At 57.6% G+C, this 19,991-nt stretch carries 19 protein-coding genes; 18 read left to right on the top strand and 1 reads right to left on the bottom strand.

From position 1 onward, the window contains the following. The first annotated feature begins 14 nt into the window (after positions 1-14). The 13 genes from nifD (at position 15) to nifM (ending at position 12,278) form a co-directional block, all read left to right on the top strand. Positions 15-1,463: a nitrogenase molybdenum-iron protein alpha chain gene (gene nifD / locus AAIG26_RS03115; protein WP_045508504.1), complete on the top strand. Its 1,449-nt coding sequence runs from the start codon at positions 15-17 to the stop codon at positions 1,461-1,463. 55 nt (positions 1,464-1,518) lie between these two features. Then, on the top strand, positions 1,519-3,081 hold the full coding sequence (gene nifK / locus AAIG26_RS03120) for a nitrogenase molybdenum-iron protein subunit beta (RefSeq protein WP_343179626.1): 1,563 nt from the start codon (positions 1,519-1,521) through the stop codon (positions 3,079-3,081). A gap of 40 nt (positions 3,082-3,121) precedes the next feature. Beyond that, a complete protein-coding gene (nifT, locus tag AAIG26_RS03125; RefSeq protein WP_016496132.1) occupies positions 3,122-3,340 on the top strand; it encodes a putative nitrogen fixation protein NifT in 219 nt (72 codons plus the stop codon). Between the two features lie 11 nt (positions 3,341-3,351). Continuing rightward, a complete protein-coding gene (locus AAIG26_RS03130) occupies positions 3,352-4,014 on the top strand; it encodes a NifB/NifX family molybdenum-iron cluster-binding protein (protein WP_313625230.1) in 663 nt (220 codons plus the stop codon). A 155-nt stretch (positions 4,015-4,169) separates the two neighbouring features. Beyond that, positions 4,170-5,543, top strand: a complete 1,374-nt coding sequence (gene nifE, locus AAIG26_RS03135; RefSeq protein WP_343180310.1) for a nitrogenase iron-molybdenum cofactor biosynthesis protein NifE — start codon at positions 4,170-4,172, stop codon at positions 5,541-5,543. 10 nt (positions 5,544-5,553) lie between these two features. Next, positions 5,554-6,939 (top strand): nitrogenase iron-molybdenum cofactor biosynthesis protein NifN, encoded by a 1,386-nt coding sequence (gene nifN / locus AAIG26_RS03140; protein WP_343179628.1) that lies wholly within the window; start codon positions 5,554-5,556, stop codon positions 6,937-6,939. After that, on the top strand, positions 6,926-7,384 hold the full coding sequence (locus tag AAIG26_RS03145) for a NifB/NifX family molybdenum-iron cluster-binding protein (protein WP_097406781.1): 459 nt from the start codon (positions 6,926-6,928) through the stop codon (positions 7,382-7,384). The genes nifN and AAIG26_RS03145 overlap by 14 nt, the downstream gene beginning before the upstream one ends. A 206-nt stretch (positions 7,385-7,590) precedes the next feature. Next, entirely contained in the window at positions 7,591-8,415 is an 825-nt protein-coding gene (gene nifU, locus AAIG26_RS03150; protein WP_016496137.1) for a Fe-S cluster assembly protein NifU, read from the top strand. 32 nt (positions 8,416-8,447) lie between these two features. After that, a complete protein-coding gene (nifS, locus tag AAIG26_RS03155) occupies positions 8,448-9,641 on the top strand; it encodes a cysteine desulfurase NifS (protein ID WP_343179629.1) in 1,194 nt (397 codons plus the stop codon). A gap of 9 nt (positions 9,642-9,650) precedes the next feature. Further along, positions 9,651-10,796, top strand: a complete 1,146-nt coding sequence (nifV, locus tag AAIG26_RS03160) for a homocitrate synthase (protein WP_343179630.1) — start codon at positions 9,651-9,653, stop codon at positions 10,794-10,796. Positions 10,797-10,798: 2 nt separating this feature from the next. Beyond that, positions 10,799-11,056 carry a nitrogenase-stabilizing/protective protein NifW gene (locus tag AAIG26_RS03165; protein WP_343179631.1) on the top strand — a complete coding sequence of 86 codons (258 nt, stop codon included), beginning with the start codon at positions 10,799-10,801 and terminating at the stop codon, positions 11,054-11,056. Beyond that, complete coding sequence (locus AAIG26_RS03170) at positions 11,053-11,496, top strand: nitrogen fixation protein NifZ (protein ID WP_343179632.1); 444 nt, start codon at positions 11,053-11,055, stop codon at positions 11,494-11,496. Before AAIG26_RS03165 ends, AAIG26_RS03170 begins: the two co-directional genes overlap by 4 nt. Then, positions 11,493-12,278, top strand: coding sequence for a nitrogen fixation protein NifM (nifM, locus tag AAIG26_RS03175; protein ID WP_343179633.1), 786 nt, complete (start codon positions 11,493-11,495; stop codon positions 12,276-12,278). The genes AAIG26_RS03170 and nifM overlap by 4 nt, the downstream gene beginning before the upstream one ends. A gap of 37 nt (positions 12,279-12,315) precedes the next feature. On the opposite strand, the gene AAIG26_RS03180 is transcribed toward nifM, so the two are convergent. Next, positions 12,316-12,846 carry a flavodoxin gene (locus AAIG26_RS03180; RefSeq protein ID WP_343179634.1) on the bottom strand — a complete coding sequence of 177 codons (531 nt, stop codon included), beginning with the start codon at positions 12,844-12,846 and terminating at the stop codon, positions 12,316-12,318. Between the two features lie 353 nt (positions 12,847-13,199). Between AAIG26_RS03180 and nifL the strand changes: the two genes are divergently transcribed. The 5 genes from nifL to AAIG26_RS03205 all read left to right on the top strand — a co-directional run bounded on the left by nifL (position 13,200) and on the right by AAIG26_RS03205 (position 19,754). Then, positions 13,200-14,687: a nitrogen fixation negative regulator NifL gene (gene nifL, locus AAIG26_RS03185; protein WP_016496144.1), complete on the top strand. Its 1,488-nt coding sequence runs from the start codon at positions 13,200-13,202 to the stop codon at positions 14,685-14,687. Next, complete coding sequence (gene nifA / locus AAIG26_RS03190; RefSeq protein WP_343179635.1) at positions 14,684-16,258, top strand: nif-specific transcriptional activator NifA; 1,575 nt, start codon at positions 14,684-14,686, stop codon at positions 16,256-16,258. Before nifL ends, nifA begins: the two co-directional genes overlap by 4 nt. Positions 16,259-16,404: 146 nt before the next feature. Further along, positions 16,405-17,799, top strand: coding sequence for a nitrogenase cofactor biosynthesis protein NifB (nifB, locus tag AAIG26_RS03195; RefSeq protein ID WP_343179636.1), 1,395 nt, complete (start codon positions 16,405-16,407; stop codon positions 17,797-17,799). Next, positions 17,796-18,308 carry a nitrogen fixation protein NifQ gene (locus AAIG26_RS03200; RefSeq protein WP_269230934.1) on the top strand — a complete coding sequence of 171 codons (513 nt, stop codon included), beginning with the start codon at positions 17,796-17,798 and terminating at the stop codon, positions 18,306-18,308. The genes nifB and AAIG26_RS03200 overlap by 4 nt, the downstream gene beginning before the upstream one ends. Before the next feature lie 207 nt (positions 18,309-18,515). Next, on the top strand, positions 18,516-19,754 hold the full coding sequence (locus AAIG26_RS03205) for an EAL domain-containing protein (protein WP_343179637.1): 1,239 nt from the start codon (positions 18,516-18,518) through the stop codon (positions 19,752-19,754). Positions 19,755-19,991: the final 237 nt, after the last annotated feature.

Here is a 19,991-nt window from a genome sequence, read left to right on the forward strand (position 1 = left end):
ACAGGAGCACACCCATGAGTAATGCAACAGGCGAACGTAACCTGGAGATCATCGAGCAGGTGCTGGAGGTTTTCCCGGAGAAGACGCGCAAAGAACGCAGAAAACACATGATGGTGACGGACCCGGAGCAGGAAAGCGTCGGTAAGTGCATCATCTCTAACCGCAAATCGCAGCCGGGCGTGATGACCGTGCGCGGCTGCTCGTATGCCGGATCGAAAGGGGTGGTATTTGGGCCAATCAAGGATATGGCGCATATCTCCCACGGTCCGATCGGCTGCGGACAGTACTCCCGCGCCGGGCGACGTAACTACTACACCGGCGTCAGCGGCGTGGACAGCTTCGGCACGCTCAACTTCACCTCCGATTTTCAGGAGCGCGACATCGTGTTTGGCGGCGACAAAAAGCTCGCCAAACTGATTGAAGAGCTGGAAGAACTGTTCCCGCTGACCAAAGGCATTTCGATTCAGTCGGAATGCCCGGTCGGCCTGATTGGCGATGACATTGAGGCCGTCGCGAACGCCAGTCGTAAAGCCATCAACAAACCGGTTATTCCGGTGCGGTGCGAAGGCTTTCGCGGCGTGTCGCAATCCCTCGGTCACCATATTGCCAACGATGTGATCCGCGACTGGGTGCTGGAGAACCGCGAAGGCAAACCGTTCGAATCCACCCCTTACGATGTGGCGATCATCGGCGATTACAACATCGGCGGCGATGCCTGGGCTTCGCGCATTTTGCTCGAAGAGATGGGCTTGCGGGTGGTGGCGCAGTGGTCCGGCGACGGTACGCTGGTGGAGATGGAAAACACGCCGTTCGTCAAACTCAACCTGGTGCACTGCTACCGCTCAATGAACTACATCTCGCGCCATATGGAGGAGAAGCACGGTATTCCGTGGATGGAATACAACTTCTTTGGCCCGACGAAAATTGCGGAATCGCTGCGCAAAATCGCCGACCAGTTTGACGACACCATTCGCGCCAACGCCGAAGCGGTGATCGCCCGATACCAGGCGCAGAACGACGCCATTATCGCCAAATATCGCCCACGTCTGGAGGGTCGCAAGGTGCTGCTTTATATGGGCGGGTTGCGTCCGCGCCATGTGATTGGCGCCTATGAAGACCTGGGAATGGAGATCATCGCAGCCGGTTATGAGTTCGCTCATAACGATGATTACGACCGCACCCTGCCGGATCTGAAAGAGGGCACGCTGCTGTTTGATGATGCCAGCAGCTATGAGCTGGAGGCATTCGTCAACGCGCTGAAACCGGATCTCATCGGTTCCGGCATCAAAGAGAAGTACATCTTTCAGAAAATGGGCGTGCCGTTTCGCCAGATGCACTCCTGGGATTACTCCGGCCCGTACCACGGCTATGACGGCTTCGCCATCTTCGCCCGCGATATGGATATGACGCTCAACAACCCCGCGTGGGGCCAGTTGACCGCGCCGTGGCTGAAATCCGCCTGATTTTTATCCTGTTATCCCGTTTGTTCACCGATTTGTGGCGCGGGAGGAGAACACCATGAGCCAGACTGCTGAGAAAATACAGAATTGCCATCCCCTGTTTGAACAGGATGCCTACCAGACGCTGTTTGCCGGTAAACGGGCACTCGAAGAGGCGCACTCGCCGGAGCGGGTGCAGGAAGTTTTTCAATGGACCACCACCCCGGAATACGAAGCGCTGAACTTCAAACGCGGAGCGCTGACTATCGACCCGGCAAAAGCCTGCCAGCCGCTGGGCGCGGTGCTCTGTTCGCTGGGGTTTGCCAACACCCTGCCATATGTGCACGGTTCACAGGGTTGCGTGGCCTATTTCCGTACGTACTTTAACCGCCACTTCAAAGAACCGGTGGCCTGCGTGTCGGATTCAATGACGGAAGACGCGGCCGTGTTCGGCGGGAATAACAACCTCAATACCGGGCTACAAAACGCCAGCGCGCTGTATAAACCGGAGATTATCGCCGTCTCTACCACCTGTATGGCGGAGGTAATCGGCGATGACTTGCAGGCTTTTATCGCCAACGCTAAAAAAGATGGTTTTCTTGATGCCGCCATCCCCGTGCCCTACGCGCACACCCCCAGTTTTATCGGCAGCCATATCACCGGCTGGGACAACATGTTTGAAGGTTTTGCCCGTACCTTTACCGCAGACCATCAGGCACAGCCCGGTAAACTTTCACGCATCAACCTGGTGACCGGGTTTGAAACCTATCTCGGCAATTTTCGCGTGCTGAAACGCATGATGGCGCAAATGGAGGTGCAGGCGAGTGTGCTCTCCGATCCATCAGAAGTGCTGGATACCCCTGCTAACGGGCATTACCAGATGTACGCGGGCGGGACGACGCAGCAAGAGATGCGCGAGGCGCCGGACGCTATCGACACACTGCTGCTGCAACCCTGGCAACTGGTGAAAAGCAAAAAAGTGGTACAGGAGATGTGGAATCAGCCCGCCACCGAGGTTTCTGTTCCCGTTGGGCTGGCAGGAACGGATGAACTATTAATGGCGATCAGTCAGTTAACCGGCAAGGCCATTCCCGACTCGCTGGCGCTGGAGCGCGGGCGGCTGGTCGATATGATGCTCGACTCCCACACCTGGCTGCACGGTAAAAAATTCGGTCTGTTTGGCGACCCGGATTTTGTCATGGGATTGACCCGTTTCCTGCTGGAGCTGGGCTGCGAACCGACCGTTATCCTCTGCCATAACGGTAACAAGCGCTGGCAGAAAGCGATGAAGAAAATGCTCGACGCCTCACCGTACGGCCAGGAGAGCGAAGTATTTATCAACTGCGATTTGTGGCATTTCCGCTCGCTGATGTTTACCCGCCAGCCGGACTTTATGATTGGCAACTCGTACGGCAAGTTTATTCAGCGCGACACCTTAGCCAAGGGCGAACAGTTTGAAGTTCCGCTGATCCGCCTCGGTTTTCCCCTGTTCGACCGCCACCATCTGCACCGCCAGACCACCTGGGGTTATGAGGGCGCCATGAGCATTCTCACTACCCTTGTGAATGCGGTACTGGAGAAAGTGGACAAAGAGACCATCAAGCTCGGCAAAACCGACTACAGCTTCGATCTTATCCGTTAACCATCACACGCCCCGCGCCACGCGGGGCCAGGGAGGCTCTATGCCGGTCATTATTCTTCGCCAGCGCGGCGCGGATCTCTATTGCTATATCGCGAAACAGGATCTGGAAGCCCGCGTGTTACAGGTTGAACACGACACGCCGGAACACTGGGGCGGCGCGCTTGAACTTGAAGGTGGACGCCGTTATTACGTCAATCTGCAACCCGGCCGCCCGGCTTTTCCGCTCAGCCTGCGCGCCACCCGCGACGCGCAGGCATAAGGAGGTGAGCAATGTCCGACAACGATACGCTGTTCTGGCGGATGCTGGCGCTGTTTCAGTGCCTGCCGGAGCTGCAACCCGCGCAAATCATGGCCTGGCTCACCCACAGTTGTGAGGACGTGCTGACACCCGACGGGCTGGCAGCACTCGAATTACCGCAACTGGAAGCCCGGTTTCCGTATGCGGAAGCCCTGATGTCCAGTGGCCGCTGGGCACGGGTTAAAGCCTGTCTGCGTGGCGAACTGCCCGCGCATTTGCAGGTGCAGGAAGCCCAAAGCCGCCGTCCGCAATTGGTTGTCGCCTTCTGCTCACAGGATGGGCTCACCATCAATGGTCATTTCGGCCAGGGGCGACTTTTCTTTATTTACGGGTTTGATGACCAGGGCGGCTGGCTCCATGATCTGCGCCGCTACCCTTCTCACCCGCAAAACCAGGAACCGAACGAAATCCGCGCGCAGTTACTCCACGACTGCCATTTGCTGTTTTGTGAAGCGATCGGCGGCCCGGCAGCCGCACGGTTGATTCGTCATAATATTCACCCGATGAAAGTGTCACCGGGCAATACCATTTTGTCCCAGTGCGCCGCCATCCAGAACCTGCTGGCCGGGCCGTTACCGCCGTGGCTGGCGAAACGGCTGGAACGCGCTAATCCGCTGGAAGCGCGGGTGTTTTAAACCGCCCCTGATGGGGGCGTTTTTTGGCGTGGGCATTGCGCCAATTGTCTGTTTTGTCACAAAGCGCACAACACTTTCCCCTTAAAAATCAATCACTCTTTTCTGGCTTGCGATTTGCACCCTTAACGCTAACCCAACCAGAAAATGAGGTGATGATGAAGGGGAACGACATCCTGGCCCTGCTCGATGAACCGGCCTGCGAGCATAACCATAAACAGAAATCCGGCTGTAGCGCGCCAAAACCCGGTGCGACTGCCGGAGGCTGCGCCTTCGACGGCGCACAGATCACCCTGCTGCCACTTTCCGATGTGGCGCATCTGGTACATGGCCCGATTGGCTGCGCCGGTAGCTCATGGGATAACCGCGGCAGCCTGAGTTCCGGCCCACGGATCAACCGGCTGGGATTCACCACCGATTTGAATGAGCAGGATGTCATCATGGGGCGTGGTGAGCGGCGGCTGTTTCACGCGGTGCGCCACGTTGTCGACCGCTATCATCCGGCGGCGGTATTTATTTACAACACCTGCGTTCCGGCAATGGAAGGCGATGATATTGAAGCCGTCTGCCAGGCCGCAGCGACCGCCACCGGTGTGCCCGTGATTGCCGTTGATGTGGCCGGTTTTTACGGTAGCAAAAACCTGGGGAACCGCCTGGCGGGCGAGGTGATGGTGAAAAAAGTCATTGGCGGGCGCGAACCCGCGCCGTGGCCGGACAATACGCCTTTTGCCCCGGCGCACCGTCATGACATTGGCCTGATTGGCGAATTTAATATCGCCGGCGAGTTCTGGCATATCCAGCCGCTGCTTGATGAGCTGGGGATTCGCGTCCTGGGCTCCCTGTCCGGCGACGGGCGCTTTGCCGAGATCCAGACGCTGCACCGTGCGCAGGTCAATATGCTGGTTTGCTCCAGAGCGCTGATTAATGTCGCCAGATCGCTGGAGCAACGTTACGGCACGCCGTGGTTTGAAGGCAGTTTTTATGGCGTTCGCGCCACTTCTGATGCCCTGCGCCAGCTGGCAACGCTCACCGGCGATAGCGATTTAATGGCGCGCACCGAACAGCTAATCACGCGTGAAGAACACGCCGCAGAGCAGGCGCTGGCACCGCTGCGCGAACGTTTACGCGGCAGGAAAGTGTTGCTCTATACCGGTGGCGTTAAATCCTGGTCGGTGGTTTCGGCACTGCAGGATCTCGGCATGACGGTTGTGGCTACCGGAACGCGCAAATCCACCGAAGAGGATAAACAGCGCATCCGTGAACTGATGGGCGATGACGCCATCATGCTGGACGAAGGCAATGCCCGCGCCCTGCTGGATGTGGTTTATCGCTGCAAAGCCGACATGATGATCGCAGGCGGTCGCAACATGTACACCGCTTATAAAGCGCGTCTGCCCTTTCTTGATATCAACCAGGAGCGTGAACACGCGTTTGCCGGTTATCGCGGCATCATTACCCTTGCCGAACAACTTTGTCAGACCCTGGAAAGCCCGGTCTGGCCGCAAACGCATGCCCGCGCGCCGTGGCAATAAGGAGCGTTCAATGGCCGAAATTCTTCGCAGTAAAAAACCGCTGGCGGTCAGCCCGATAAAAAGCGGCCAGCCGCTGGGGGCGATCCTCGCCAGTCTGGGGGTCGAACAGTGCATACCGCTGGTACACGGCGCCCAGGGCTGTAGCGCCTTCGCAAAGGTGTTCTTTATTCAACATTTTCACGACCCGATCCCGCTGCAATCGACGGCGATGGACCCGACGTCCACCATTATGGGTGCCGATGAAAACATTTTTACCGCGCTCAATGTTCTCTGTCAGCGCAACGCCGCGAAAGCCATTGTGCTGCTCAGTACCGGGCTTTCAGAAGCCCAGGGCAGCGATATTTCGCGGGTGGTACGCCAGTTTCGTGATGATTTTCCCCGGCATAAAGGCGTTGCGCTGCTCACCGTCAACACCCCGGACTTTTACGGCTCGCTGGAAAACGGCTACAGCGCCGTGCTGGAAAGCATGATTGAACAGTGGGTGCCTGCGCAGCCCGCCGCCAGCCTGCGCAACCGCCGCGTCAACCTGCTGGTCAGCCATTTACTGACGCCGGGCGATATCGAACTGTTGCGCAGTTACGTTGAGGCCTTCGGCCTGCAACCAGTGATTGTGCCGGATCTGTCGCTGTCGCTGGACGGACATCTGGCAAACGGTGATTTTTCGCCTGTTACCCAGGGGGGAACATCGCTGCGCATGATTGAACATATGGGGCAAAACCTGGCCACCTTTGTCATTGGCAACTCGCTGAGCCGGGCGGCGGCGTTACTGGCGCAGCGCAGCCGTGGCGAGGTGATCGCCCTGCCGCATCTGATGACGCTTGCAGCCTGCGACACGTTTATTCATCGACTGAAAACCCTCTCGGGGCGCGACGTCCCCGCGTGGATTGAGCGCCAGCGCGGGCAAGTGCAGGATGCGATGATCGATTGCCATATGTGGCTGCAGGGTGTGGCTATCGCCATGGCAGCAGAAGGCGATCACCTGGCAGCATGGTGCGATTTCGCCCGCAGCCAGGGCATGCTCCCCGGCCCGATTGTCGCGCCGGTCAGCCAGCCGGGGTTGCAAAATCTGCCGGTGGAAACCGTGGTCATCGGCGATCTGGAAGATATGCAGGATCAGCTTTGCGCGACGCCTGCCGCGTTACTGGTAGCTAATTCTCATGCCGCCGATCTCGCCGCGCAGTTTGATCTGTCGCTTATCCGCGCCGGGTTCCCGGTGTATGACCGGCTGGGAGAATTTCGTCGCCTGCGCCAGGGGTATAGCGGCATTCGTGACACGCTGTTTGAGCTGGCGAATGTGATGCGCGAACGCCACCACCCGCTTGCGACCTACCGCTCGCCGCTGCGCCAGCACGTCGACAATACCGTTACGCCTGGAGATCTGTATGCCGCATGTTAATCGTCAGTTCAGCACCATTTGCCAGGGCGAATGGTCAATGAAAGTCGCCTTTGCCAGTTCGGATTATCACCACGTGGATCAACACTTTGGCGCCACGCCCAAATTAGTGATCTATGGCGTGAAAGAGCACGAGGTCACGCTGTTGCGGGTGGTGGATTTTTCTGTGCTCGCCGGACACCAGCAAGAGAAACTCGATTGTCGCATTCACGCGCTGGAAGATTGCGTCACGCTCTACTGCGTGGCGATTGGCGAAGCGGTTTTTCGCCAGCTTTTGCAAATCGGCGTACGCGCGGTTCGCGTGCCGCAAGCGACTACCATTGCCGGGCTGTTGCAGGAAATTCAGCACTACTGGTATGACAAAGAGCAGCGCAAAAGCGCCCGCAATCCACAACGCTTCGCCCGCATGCTCCAGGAACAAACCTGGCAGGAAGAGGATGAGCGTTAGCCACACGCCGTGTCGGTTGTGTGACAAAGCCAACATAAAATCGCGACACAGCGCCGGGTTTTATGTTGGCACATTAATCTACTACCTTGAAATGCAACGCTTTTCCCTTCTGGTATTGCTTTTGCTTGATTGTCATCACCCGCCGTTGATTGAGGCGGTGAAATGCGCCACGGCGCTTTCCGTCATCTCTCCTGGGAGCCAGGCACATGTGGAATTACTCCGAGAAAGTGAAAGATCATTTTTTTAATCCCCGTAACGCGCGGGTGGTGGAAAACGCCAACGCCGTGGGCGATGTGGGCTCGTTAAGCTGTGGCGATGCGCTGCGGCTGATGCTACGCGTGGATCCGCAAAGTGAAACCATCCTTGAAGCCGGGTTTCAGACGTTTGGCTGCGGCAGCGCGATTGCCTCCTCTTCCGCGCTCACCGAGCTGATTATTGGCCGTACGCTGGCGCAGGCTGAGCAGGTGACCAACCAGCAGATTGCGGACTACCTTGATGGCCTGCCGCCGCAAAAAATGCACTGCTCGGTGATGGGTCAGGAGGCGCTGCGGGCGGCGATTGCCCACTACCGTGGCGAAACGCTGATCGATGAGCACGAAGAAGGCGCGCTGATTTGCAAATGCTTTGGCGTCGATGAAGGGCAAATTCGCCGGGCGGTGCTGAGTAACGGGCTGACCACCCTTGAAGAGGTGATCAACTACACCAAAGCGGGCGGCGGCTGCACCGCGTGCCATGAAAAAATTGAACTGGCGCTGGCCGATATTCTCGCCCGGCACCCGCAGGCCGCCACTACCGTCACTGCGGAGAAAGATCCGCACTGGCAGGAGGTCGTCGATGCGATCACTGAATTACGTCCGCATATCCAGGCCGATGGCGGCGATATGTCGCTGCTTAGCGTCAACAATCACACCGTAACCGTCAGCCTTTCCGGCAGTTGCAGCGGCTGCATGATGACCGACATGACACTCGCCTGGCTCCAGCAAAAACTGATGGAGCGTACCGGCTGTTATATGGACGTCGTGGCCGCCTGAGCCACCACTTGTCAACCGATGGGGGAGAAAATATGAAGCAGGTCTATCTGGACAATAACGCCACCACCCGTATCGACCCGATGGTGCTGGAAGCGATGATGCCATTCTTAACCGAACATTACGGTAACCCGTCGTCGATTCACGACTTTGGTACCCCCTCCCGCGCCGCGCTTGAACGCGCCCGCCAGCAAGTCGCCGCGCTGCTGGGGGCCGATCACAGTAGCGAAATCATTTTCACCTCCTGCGCGACCGAAGCCACCAGCACCGCACTGCACGCCTGCGTTGAACTGATGCCGGAGCGCCGGGAGATTATTACCACTGCCGTTGAACACCCGGTTACTCTCGCCGTGTGCGAACATCTGGAACGCCAGGGCTACCTTATCCATCGTATTGGCGTTAATGCCAGCGGCGCACTGGATATGGAACAGTATCGCCACGCGCTGAGCACGCGTGTGGCGGCGGTCAGCATAATGTGGGCGAATAATGAAACCGGGGTGCTGTTTCCGGTGATCGAAATGGCGGCGATGGCGCAGGAATATGGCGCGCTGTTTCACTGCGACGCGGTACAAGTGGTGGGCAAAATTCCGCTGGATATCGCCCGCACGCAGATCGATATGCTCTCCTGCTCGGCGCATAAACTGCACGGGCCAAAAGGTGTGGGTTGCCTCTATTTGCGCCGTGGCACCCGCTTTCGTCCGCTGCTGCGCGGTGGGCATCAGGAGCGCGGTCGCCGCGCCGGTACGGAGAATATCGCCGGGATTGTCGGCATGGGTGCGGCATGCGAACTGGCGCAGATACACCTGCCCGGTAGCGCGGGCATCGCCAGCCTGCGCGATCGCCTGCAAGACGAACTGGTCAAACAGGTGCCCTCAGTGATGGTGATGGGCGGTGATCAACCCCGCGTTCCCGGCACGGCGAACCTGGCGTTCGAATTTATCGAAGGGGAAGCCATTTTACTGCTCCTTAACCAGGCGGGGATCGCCGCCTCCAGCGGCAGCGCCTGCACCTCCGGCTCGCTGGAACCGTCGCATGTGATGCGGGCGATGAACATTCCCTACACGGCGGCGCATGGCAGTATCCGTTTTTCACTCTCGCGCTATACGCGGGAAAAGGAGATCGACTATGTGATCGAGACGCTGCCAGCCATTATTACCCGTCTGCGCGCGCTTTCTCCTTACTGGCAGGATGGTTCTGCCCCCGCCACCTTTGCGCCGGTTTACGGCTAAGGCGGCAACATGTCCAGGGTTGTGATCAATGACACTACGCTGCGCGACGGCGAACAGAGCCCCGGCGTCGCCTTTTGCGCCAGCGAGAAAATCGCCATTGCCGAAGCGCTGTTTGCCGCCGGGGTGACCGCGCTGGAAATCGGCACCCCGGCGATGGGCCGCGAAGAACGCCAGCGGATGCGACAAGTTCGCCAGCAACTGCCTGACGCCACGCTCATGGCCTGGTGTCGCATGAATACTGATGAAATCAGCCAGAGCGCCGATCTCGGCATGAACTGGGTGGATATCTCGCTACCGGCTTCTGACAAACTGCGCCAGTACAAATTGCGCGAACCGCTGCCGGTCGTGCTGGATAAGCTGGCCACGCTGATTGCGCAGGCGCGACAGCAGGGATTGCAGGTCTGTATTGGTTGCGAAGACGCATCCCGCGCCAGCGATCGGACATTAGCGGAGATTGCCCACGTCGCCCGCAGCGCAGGCGCACAGCGGTTGCGTTTTGCCGATACCCTTGGTCTGCTCGACCCTTTCACCACCGCCCGGCGTATCAGCGCCCTGCGTCAAAGCTGGCCCGGTGAAATCGAAATGCACGCCCATAACGATCTCGGTATGGCGACCGCCAATACGCTGGCGGCGGTTCGCGCCGGCGCAACCAGTGTGAATACGACCGTGCTGGGGCTTGGCGAACGCGCCGGAAACGCCGCGCTGGAAACCGTCGCGCTCGGTCTGAGCCGCTGTCTGGGTCTGGATAGCGGCGTGGATTTCACGCAATTACCGATGCTCTGCCAGCAGGTCGCCGATGCCGCCCGGCGCCCCATTGACCCACAGCAACCGCTGGTTGGCGCGCAGGTATTTACCCATGAATCCGGCGTGCATGTCGCCGCCCTGCTGCGCGATCGCGAAAGCTACCAGGCCATTGATCCGGCGCTGATCGGCCGCGAATACCGGCTGGTGCTCGGTAAGCACTCCGGTCGCCAGGCCGTGGAAGGTGTGTTTACCCGGCTGGGCTATCACCTTAATGCCCTGCAAGTCGACCTGCTGCTGCCCGCCATTCGCCGCGTGGCGGAAAGCAGCAAACGCACGCCGCAAGACGATGAACTGATTGCGCTTTACACAACCTTGTGTGGCACAAGCGCCACACACCTGGCGAGGGGTTAAAGATGGAATGGTTTTATCAGATCCCTGGCGTGGCTGAACTCGACAGCGCCGAGTCCTTTTTTACCTTTTTCTCCGTACCTTATGAACCGCTCACGCTGCGCCGTTGCTGCCTGCCGGTGCTGCGCGAATTTCACCAGCGCCTGCGTGATCATGTGCCGCTGCGGAATCTGCTTGAAGCTACACCCCGCGAGCACTGGCTTCTGGCGCGCAGGCTGCTGGCGGAAAGCTACGAACACTGTACAACGGAGCCAACATCATGAAACCAAAGTATGCGTTCGGTGAGGAAGTTCGCGTTAGCCGCGCCATCCGCAACGATGGCACCATGCCGGGTTACCGGCGCGGCGATTTGCTGGTGCGTCGGGGCAGCACAGGTTTTGTCCGTGAATGGGGCACGTTCCTGATGGAAAAAGTGATTTATCAAATCCACTTTCCCGATTGCGGTTTGATTGTGGGCTGCCGTGAGCAGGAACTGCTGCCGCTTTCCGCCCCCTGGCATGCCGGGCAGTTTCAGTATGGCGATACCGTCGCCTGCCGCCACGCGCTGGCCATCGGCGATAACATCGTGGTGGCCGCCGGAGAACAAGGCCAGATCGCCGCCACGGGCCAGGGAGACGGCGCGGAGAGTTACACTGTCACCTTTTCCGGGCGCTGGTTTCAGGTTCCCGCCCGCGCCATGATTTTGCTGGAGACGCCACAATGATGCCGTGGGAGCGTTTCGCCCGCCGACGGCTGGCGTTGACCCGCTGGCACTGCGAGCCGGAAAACATCCCGGCTTCACACCAGCAGGCATTTGACCGCGCCTGGGCGCGCCAGCGCCAGCTCGAACTGGCAGTAGTTGCCATTGCGTGCGACGCAAGCGTTACTGACGAGCTGCGTAATGCCGTGGCCGCATCGCTGGCGCCGCAGCTCGATGAGTGCCCTTTTTCCTCTGCTGAGCGTCAGGCGGTGATTGCGCATCATGCCCGTCTGGAAACGCAGTTTGCTGAGGTTGCACGCACAGCCCCCCTCCCGGACGAGGCGAGCGTCCTGCGCTGGTATCAGCAGCATCAGGCACAATTTATGCGCCCAGAACAGCGCTTAACCTCGCACCTGCTGCTGACCACAGAGCAAAACCACGCCGGGATAAGAACACAGATCACCCGTTTTTATCAGCAAATCCGTGACCACCGCGCGGCCTTTCCCCGGCTGGCAGCGCGCCATTCGCACTGCCCCAGCGCGCTGGAAGGGGGGCGTCTGGGCTGGGTAAGCCGTGGCCTGCTCTTTCCGGAACTGGAAAATGCGCTGTTTGCGCTGCAAACGGACGAGGTCAGCCAGCCGGTCGAAACGGCGCTGGGCTGGCATTTGTTGTGGTGTGAACAGATCCGCCAACCGACGCTGATGGCGAAGGCAGACGCGCTGGCGAAAGCGCGGGAGTATTTGTTCCGTCAGTCCCAACAGCAGTGGCAACGCCAGTGGCTGGCGTCATTATTACAGGCGCGCTGAAAAGCCCGGTGATCGGTTATCCGCCGGGCTTCAGAGATTAGAGGATCAGCGGTTTGAGCGTCTCCAGCCACGCCTCGATACGTTCATCGGTCAGGTCGTACTGGTTGTCCTGATCCAGCACCAGACCAATAAAGTTATCCGCCTCAAGCGCGGACGATGAACCAAAGGTATAGCCCTCATTGGGCCAGTGGCCGACCATCTGCGCGCCGCAGCGTTGCAGCGTGTCATATAACGGGCGCAGACCGCTGGCGAAATTATCCGGGTAACCCACCTGATCGCCCAGCCCAAACAACGCCACCGTTTTACCACGCAGGCTATCGCCCTGCAGTTGGGTGACAAATTCACTCCACGACGCATCCTCGCAACCGGCAGCCAGCCCCGGCAGTTGCCCGTCACCGAGTGTCGGGGTGCCTAATACCAGCACCGGATACGAGAGAAAAGTCGCTAAGTCAGTTCGGTTGATATTGACCGGCGCATCCGCCAGCCCGCCCAGTTTCTGGTGGATCTGTTTGGCGATTTTGCGGGTCTTGCCGGTGTCGGTGCCGAAAAAAATACCAATATTTGCCATAACACACGCTCCTGTTGAAAAAGAGATCCCGCCGGGAATTGCGGTGAACGTATCTGATATTGCGAAGAGTGTGCCAGTTTTAGTGACGGGCAAAACCTGCACCACAATGGTTATTAATGCACCAGTCTGGCGCTTTTTTTCCTTCGACCTCCCCTCGCAGACGCCCGCCTGGCGCGGCTTTGGCGCTGATAGCGCGCTTAATACCGATCTGGATCAAGGTTTTGTCAGGTTAGCGGCCAAAAGGTGCACTCTTTGCATGGTTATACGTACCTGACATGTTGTCCGGGCGAAAGCCGCCAGGTGGCACAAATTGTCAGAACTACGACACGACTAACTGACCGCAGGAGTGTGCGATGACCCTGAATATGATGATGGATGCCAGCGCGCCCGAGGCAATCGCCGGTGCGCTTTCGCAACACCATCCTGGGCTGTTTTTTACCATCGTTGAAGAAGCGCCCGTCGCCATTTCGCTGACTGATGCCGACGCACGCATTGTCTATGCCAACCCGGCATTCTGCCGCCAGACCGGCTATGAACTTGAGGAGTTGTTGCAGCAAAATCCCCGCCTGCTTGCAAGCCACCAAACCCCACGGGAAATCTACCAGGATATGTGGCACACCTTATTACAACGCCGACCGTGGCGCGGGCAACTGATCAACCGCCACCGTGATGGCAGCCTGTATCTGGTCGAGATCGATATCACCCCGGTGATTAACCCGTTTGGCGAACTGGAACACTACCTGGCAATGCAGCGTGATATCAGCGCCAGCTACGCGCTGGAGCAGCGGTTGCGTAACCACATGACGCTGACCGAAGCGGTGCTGAATAACATTCCGGCGGCGGTGGTTGTGGTGGATGAACGCGATCATGTGGTGATGGATAACCTCGCCTACAAAACGTTCTGTGCCGACTGCGGCGGAAAAGAGCTCCTGAGCGAACTTAATTTTTCAGCCCGCAAAGCGGAGCTGGCGAACGGCCAGGTCTTACCGGTGGTGTTGCGCGGCGCGGTGCGCTGGTTATCAGTCACTTGTTGGGCGCTGCCGGGCGTCAGCGAAGAAGCCAGTCGCTACTTTATTGATAACGCGCTGACGCGCACGCTGGTGGTCATCACCGACGACACCCAACAGCGCCAGCAGCAGGAACAGGGACGGCTAGATCGCCTTAAACAGCAGATGACCAGCGGCAAACTGCTGGCGGCGATCCGCGAAGCGCTGGACGCCGCGCTGATCCAGCTTAACTGCCCCATCAATATGCTGGCGGCGGCGCGGCGGTTAAACGGCAGTGATAACAACAACATGGCGCTGGACGCCGCGTGGCGCGAAGGTGAAGAGGCGATGGCGCGGCTGAAACGTTGCCGCCCGTCGCTGGAACTGGAAAGTGCGGCGGTCTGGCCGCTGCAACCCTTTTTTGACGATTTGCACGCGCTTTATCACACCCGCTTCGGAGAGGGTAAAAATTTGCAGGTCACGCTGGATTCCCATCATCTGGTGGGATTTGGTCAGCGTACGCAACTGTTGGCCTGCCTGAGTTTGTGGCTCGATCGCACGCTGGATATTGCCGCCGGTCTGCGTGATTTCACTGCAGAAACAGAGATTTTCGCCCGCGAAGAAGAGGGCTGGCTCTCTTTGTATATTACTGACAATGTGCCGCTGATCCCGGTGCGCCATACCCACTCGCCGGATGCGCTTAACGCGCCGGGCAAAGGCATGGAGCTGCGCCTGATCCAGACGCTGGTGGCGCACCACCACGGCGCGATAGAACTCACTTCACGCCCGGAAGGCGGAAGCTGCCTGACCCTACGATTCCCGCTATTTCATTCACTGACCGGAGGTTCAAAATGACCCAGCGAACCGAGTCGGGTAATACCGTCTGGCGCTTCGATTTGTCCCAGCAGTTCACCGCGATGCAGCGGATAAGCGTGGTACTCAGCCGGGCGACCGAAGTCGAACAGACGCTCCAGCAAGTGCTGTGCGTATTGCACAATGACGCCTTTTTGCAGCACGGCATGATCTGTCTGTACGACAGCCAGCAGGCGATTTTGACTATTGAAGCGTTGCAGGAAGCCGATCAGCAGTTAATCCCCGGTAGCTCGCAAATTCGCTACCGTCCGGGCGAAGGGCTGGTCGGGACGGTGCTTTCACAAGGGCAATCATTAGTGCTGGCACGGGTTGCCGACGATCAGCGTTTTCTTGACCGGCTGGGACTGTATGATTACAACCTGCCGTTTATCGCCGTGCCGCTGATCGGGCCGGATGCGCAGACGTTTGGTGTGCTGACGGCGCAACCCATGGCGCGTTACGAAGAGCGGTTACCCGCCTGCACCCGCTTTCTGGAAACGGTTGCCAACCTGGTGGCGCAGACCGTGCGTTTGATGGCCCCACCGGCAGCGCGCCCTTCCCCGCACGCCGCGATAACGCAGGCCGTCAGCCCGAAATCCTGCACTGCCTCACGCGCATTCGGTTTCGAGAATATGGTCGGTAACAGCCCGGCGATGCGCCAGACCATGGAGATTATTCGTCAGGTTTCGCGCTGGGACACCACCGTTCTGGTACGCGGCGAGAGCGGCACCGGTAAGGAACTGATTGCCAACGCCATTCACCATAATTCACCGCGCGCCAGTGCGCCGTTTGTGAAATTCAACTGTGCGGCGCTGCCGGACACACTGCTTGAAAGCGAATTGTTCGGTCATGAAAAAGGGGCTTTTACCGGTGCGGTACGCCAGCGTAAAGGCCGTTTTGAGCTGGCCGATGGCGGCACGCTGTTTCTTGACGAGATTGGCGAAAGTAGCGCTTCGTTTCAGGCTAAGTTGCTGCGCATCCTGCAGGAAGGCGAAATGGAACGCGTCGGCGGCGACGAAACACTGCAAGTCAATGTGCGCATTATTGCCGCGACAAACCGTAATCTGGAAGATGAAGTCCGGCTGGGGCACTTTCGCGAAGATCTCTATTACCGCCTGAATGTAATGCCCATCGCCCTGCCTCCGCTGCGGGAACGCCAGGAGGACATTGCCGAACTGGCGCACTTTCTGGTGCGCAAAATCGCCCACAACCAGAGCCGCACGCTGCGTATTAGCGAGGGCGCTATCCGCCTGCTGATGAGCTACAACTGGCCCGGTAATGTGCGTGAACTGGAAAACTGCCTTGAGCGCTCGGCGGTGATGTCGGAAAACGGTCTGATCGATCGGGACGTGATTTTGTTTAATCATCGCGACCAGCCAGCCAAACCGCCGGTTATCAGCGTCACGCACGACGATAACTGGCTCGATAACACCCTTGACGAGCGCCAGCGGTTGATTGCGGCGCTGGAAAAAGCGGGATGGGTACAGGCCAAAGCCGCACGCTTACTGGGAATGACGCCGCGCCAGGTCGCCTATCGCATTCAGACGATGGATATCACCCTGCCAAGGCTATAACAGCGGTTGTGGCATTCGGTACATTGTCAGCCAAATGCCACAAAACCGACAACCTGATAAAATAAATATTACTATTTTTCAATAGGTTGAAACAGGAACGGGATTTGCAACAACCAGGGATAATTCCGTAAACGGAGGTACCTTCCATGATGTCCTGTTCATCCGCCGCTGGCGGTTCCCGGTGTCAGTCAACGCCGTCTGAACCGCTTTCCGATGCCATCGCCGGTAAAGTGGCGCTGCACCCGTGCTACTCGAAAAGCGGTCATCACCGTTTTGCGCGTATGCACTTACCGGTAGCGCCCGCCTGTAACCTGCAATGTAACTACTGCAATCGCAAATTTGATTGCAGTAACGAATCCCGGCCTGGCGTCTCATCCTCGCTCTTAACCCCCGAGCAGGCGGTGGCGAAAGTACGGCAAGTTGCGGCGGCTATCCCGCAACTGTCGGTGGTTGGCATTGCCGGGCCCGGCGATCCACTGGCGAATATCGCACGCACCTTCACCACGCTGGAGTTGGTGCGCGAACAGCTACCGGATATGAAATTGTGCCTCTCCACCAACGGCTTGATGCTGCCGGACGCCGTTGATCGGCTGGTCAGTCTCGGCGTCGATCACGTAACGGTGACCATCAATACGCTCGATCCGCAAATTGCCGCGCAGATCTACGCCTGGCTGTGGCTCGAGGGTGAACGGTACAGCGGACGCGAAGCGGGTGAAATATTAATAGCCCGTCAACTGGAGGGGGTTCGTCGCCTGACGGCGCAAGGCGTGCTGGTGAAAATCAACTCGGTATTGATCCCCGGTATTAACGATTTCGCGCTGGCCGATGTCAGCCGCGAACTGCGCGAAGCTGGCGCGTTTATCCATAACATTATGCCGCTGATAGCCCGCCCGGAACACGGCACGGTATTTGGCCTTAACGGCCAGGCCGAACCCGATGCAGAGATGGTCGCGCGCGTGCGCGAAAGCTGTGGCGAAGTGATGCCGCAAATGACCCACTGCCAGCAGTGCCGCGCGGATGCGATTGGTATGCTCGGCGAAGATCGCAGCCAGCAATTTGCCCTGCTACCCGTTGAATCCGCCCCGCAGCCGTGGTTGCCGACGCTGTTTCGCCGTGCGCAGCTTCACGCCAGTATCGTCACCAAAGGCGAATCCGATGATGCAGAGGCCTGTCTGGTGGCGGTGGCGTCAACGCATGGCGAGCTGATCGACTGCCATTTTGGCCATGCGGATCGCTTTCGTATTTACAGTTTATCGGCCGCGGGCGCTGTGCTGGTCAACGAGCGTTTCACACCGAAATATTGCCAGGGGTCGGATAATTGTGAGCCGCCGGAAAGCGACGCAAGACTGGACACCGTGCTCGACTTGCTGGTCGATGTGAAAGCCGTTTTCTGCGCCCGTATCGGCTACGAACCGTGGCAAAAATTGCAATCGCGCGGCATTCAGCCCTGCGTTGATGATGCCTGGCAACCCATCGCTTCCTCGCTGTTACGCTGGTGGCAGACTGCGCCGACAAAGGGGCAAAACAAGGGGGTGGCATGATGCCCGTTGATGACTGGTTACGGCGCTTGCTGTGGCTTTATCTGCACGGTGAAGGTTGCTACCCGGAAAGAATGGGTTTAAGCGTGAGCGACTGGGAAAACCTGCAGGCGCGTTTCGCCCCGCCTGCGCCAGAAATGCCGGCGGACTGCCGTTTGCGGCAAAAGCTTATGAGCGAACTTAACGCCACGCGCGGCGCAGAGCGCGCAGAGCTGGCACAGTGGCTGGCGTGCCATATGTCGGCAGATGCCGCGCCGATGCAGCACATTATTGCCAGTGTCTCACTGGCTTTTAATCACCTGTGGCAGGATTTGGGGCTCAGCTCGCGCACGGAGCTACGGGAGCTGATGAGCGATTGCTTCGCGCCTTTAGTTGAGATGAACAGCAACAATATGCGCTGGAAAAAGTTTTTCTACCGCCAGCGTTGTCTGCACAGCGAAGGCGAAGTGGTGTGCCGCTCGCCGAGTTGTGATGCCTGCTGCGAACGCCCGCTCTGTTTTGAGCCTTCGTAACGTAACCAGCCTGATATAGCGGGTGATCAGGCTTTTACTCCGCACTAAAACCCGCGTCGCCTGTACACTTACCGCTTTGCTGTCCTATCCTTTCACAATAAAAGTCAAATATTTTGCCGCAGTCACACGGTTCCGGTAGCCAGGGTGTTAATGTTGCTTATATATTTGGAAAACTTATACAAAAGTACACGGTGTGCGAGGTGGCGAATGTATTCTTTTGTGGCCAGACAGGCGATTTTTGATAAGCAATTGAACACCGTCGGTTACGAACTCCTCTTTCGGAACAGCATGGATAACCGCTTCCCCGATATCTCTGCGGAACAGGCCACCACGCAGTTAATCGAAGAGCAGTTTCTCAGCGCGCCGGTGGGCCGGAAGAGCGACAACAGTACGGTTTACGTCAATTTTCCCTACCAGTTGCTGGTCGAAGGTCTCGCGGAAACGCTGCCGGTAAACCGCGTGGTGATTGAAATTCTGGAAGACGCCGAACCGGATCTCAAACTGCTGGAAACCGTCAAACGGATGCACGCGCTGGGTTTTCGCATTGCGCTCGATGATTTCGAACCCGGAAATCAGTGGGAAGCCTTTATGCCCTATGTCAACGTGATTAAATTTGACATAAGAAGAAGCCCGCGCGAAAAAATTAGCGACTATATTCTCGCCAATCGGGAATTATTGCGCCATGCGGTTTTTCTGGCCGAAAAAGTGGAAACCTACGAAGAGTTTGAGACCTTTAAAAAATTAGGTTTTCATCTTTTCCAGGGGTATTTTTTCAGCAAACCGGTGGTGACTAAACGAAATAAACTGGCGCAAAACCGTGCATTTGCTCTGAAGCTAATGCAGGAAGTTAACGTTGAATCACCCAATTTAAACAAAATTGAAGATCTGCTGAAACGCGATGTTTCTCTCTCGTTTAAAATTATGCGTTATGCGCAAAACATTTTATATAACACGCGCGGTATTAGCGGTTTTCGTAATCAATCGCTGCGCGACATCGTGGTCTACCTTGGCATCAGTGAAATGCGCCGTTTTGTGCTGGTGGCGTGTCTGACCTCCTTCGAGGATGTCACCAACACTGAAATTTATTACCTGAGCCTGATCCGCGCCAAGTTTTGCGAACTGGTGGCGGCACGTACGTCGTCCAATAACATCTCTAATGATGCCTTTATGGCAGGGCTCTTCTCGCTGCTGGATGTGATCCTCGGGCTACCGCTGGAAGAGCTGATGGCGCAGATCGCCGTCTCGTCGGAAGTGGCTAAAGCGCTTGAGGCCAACAGCGGCGAACTCTACCCCTACGTGCGGCTGGCGCGCCTGTACGAGCAGCGGATGTGGGATGAGGCCAGCGACGTGGCGCATGAAATTGGCTTACCCAATTCGGCCATTTCAGAGCTGATGAACCAGGCCACAAAATGGGCGGACGAACTGCCGATAACTATTTCCCATTAATTTTTCTGCACACTGAATACGGTGTGCAGAAAATAAACTTCAGCACAAAGATACCATTTGAAACAATATTTCACTTCAATGAAGTATTATTCTCCAACCTTTTTAACAACCGCCCTTCCCTTAATCCAAATTAAAAATCCGATGTGTGCCATTGCACAAAAATCATAGCAATGTGTGATAGAGATCAGATAAATAGATCAATTTTTCCTAAAATATTGCCGTTATTAATATTACCTT

This window comes from Kosakonia sp. PSU_27, from assembly GCF_039409795.1.
GTDB lineage: Bacteria > Pseudomonadota > Gammaproteobacteria > Enterobacterales > Enterobacteriaceae > Kosakonia.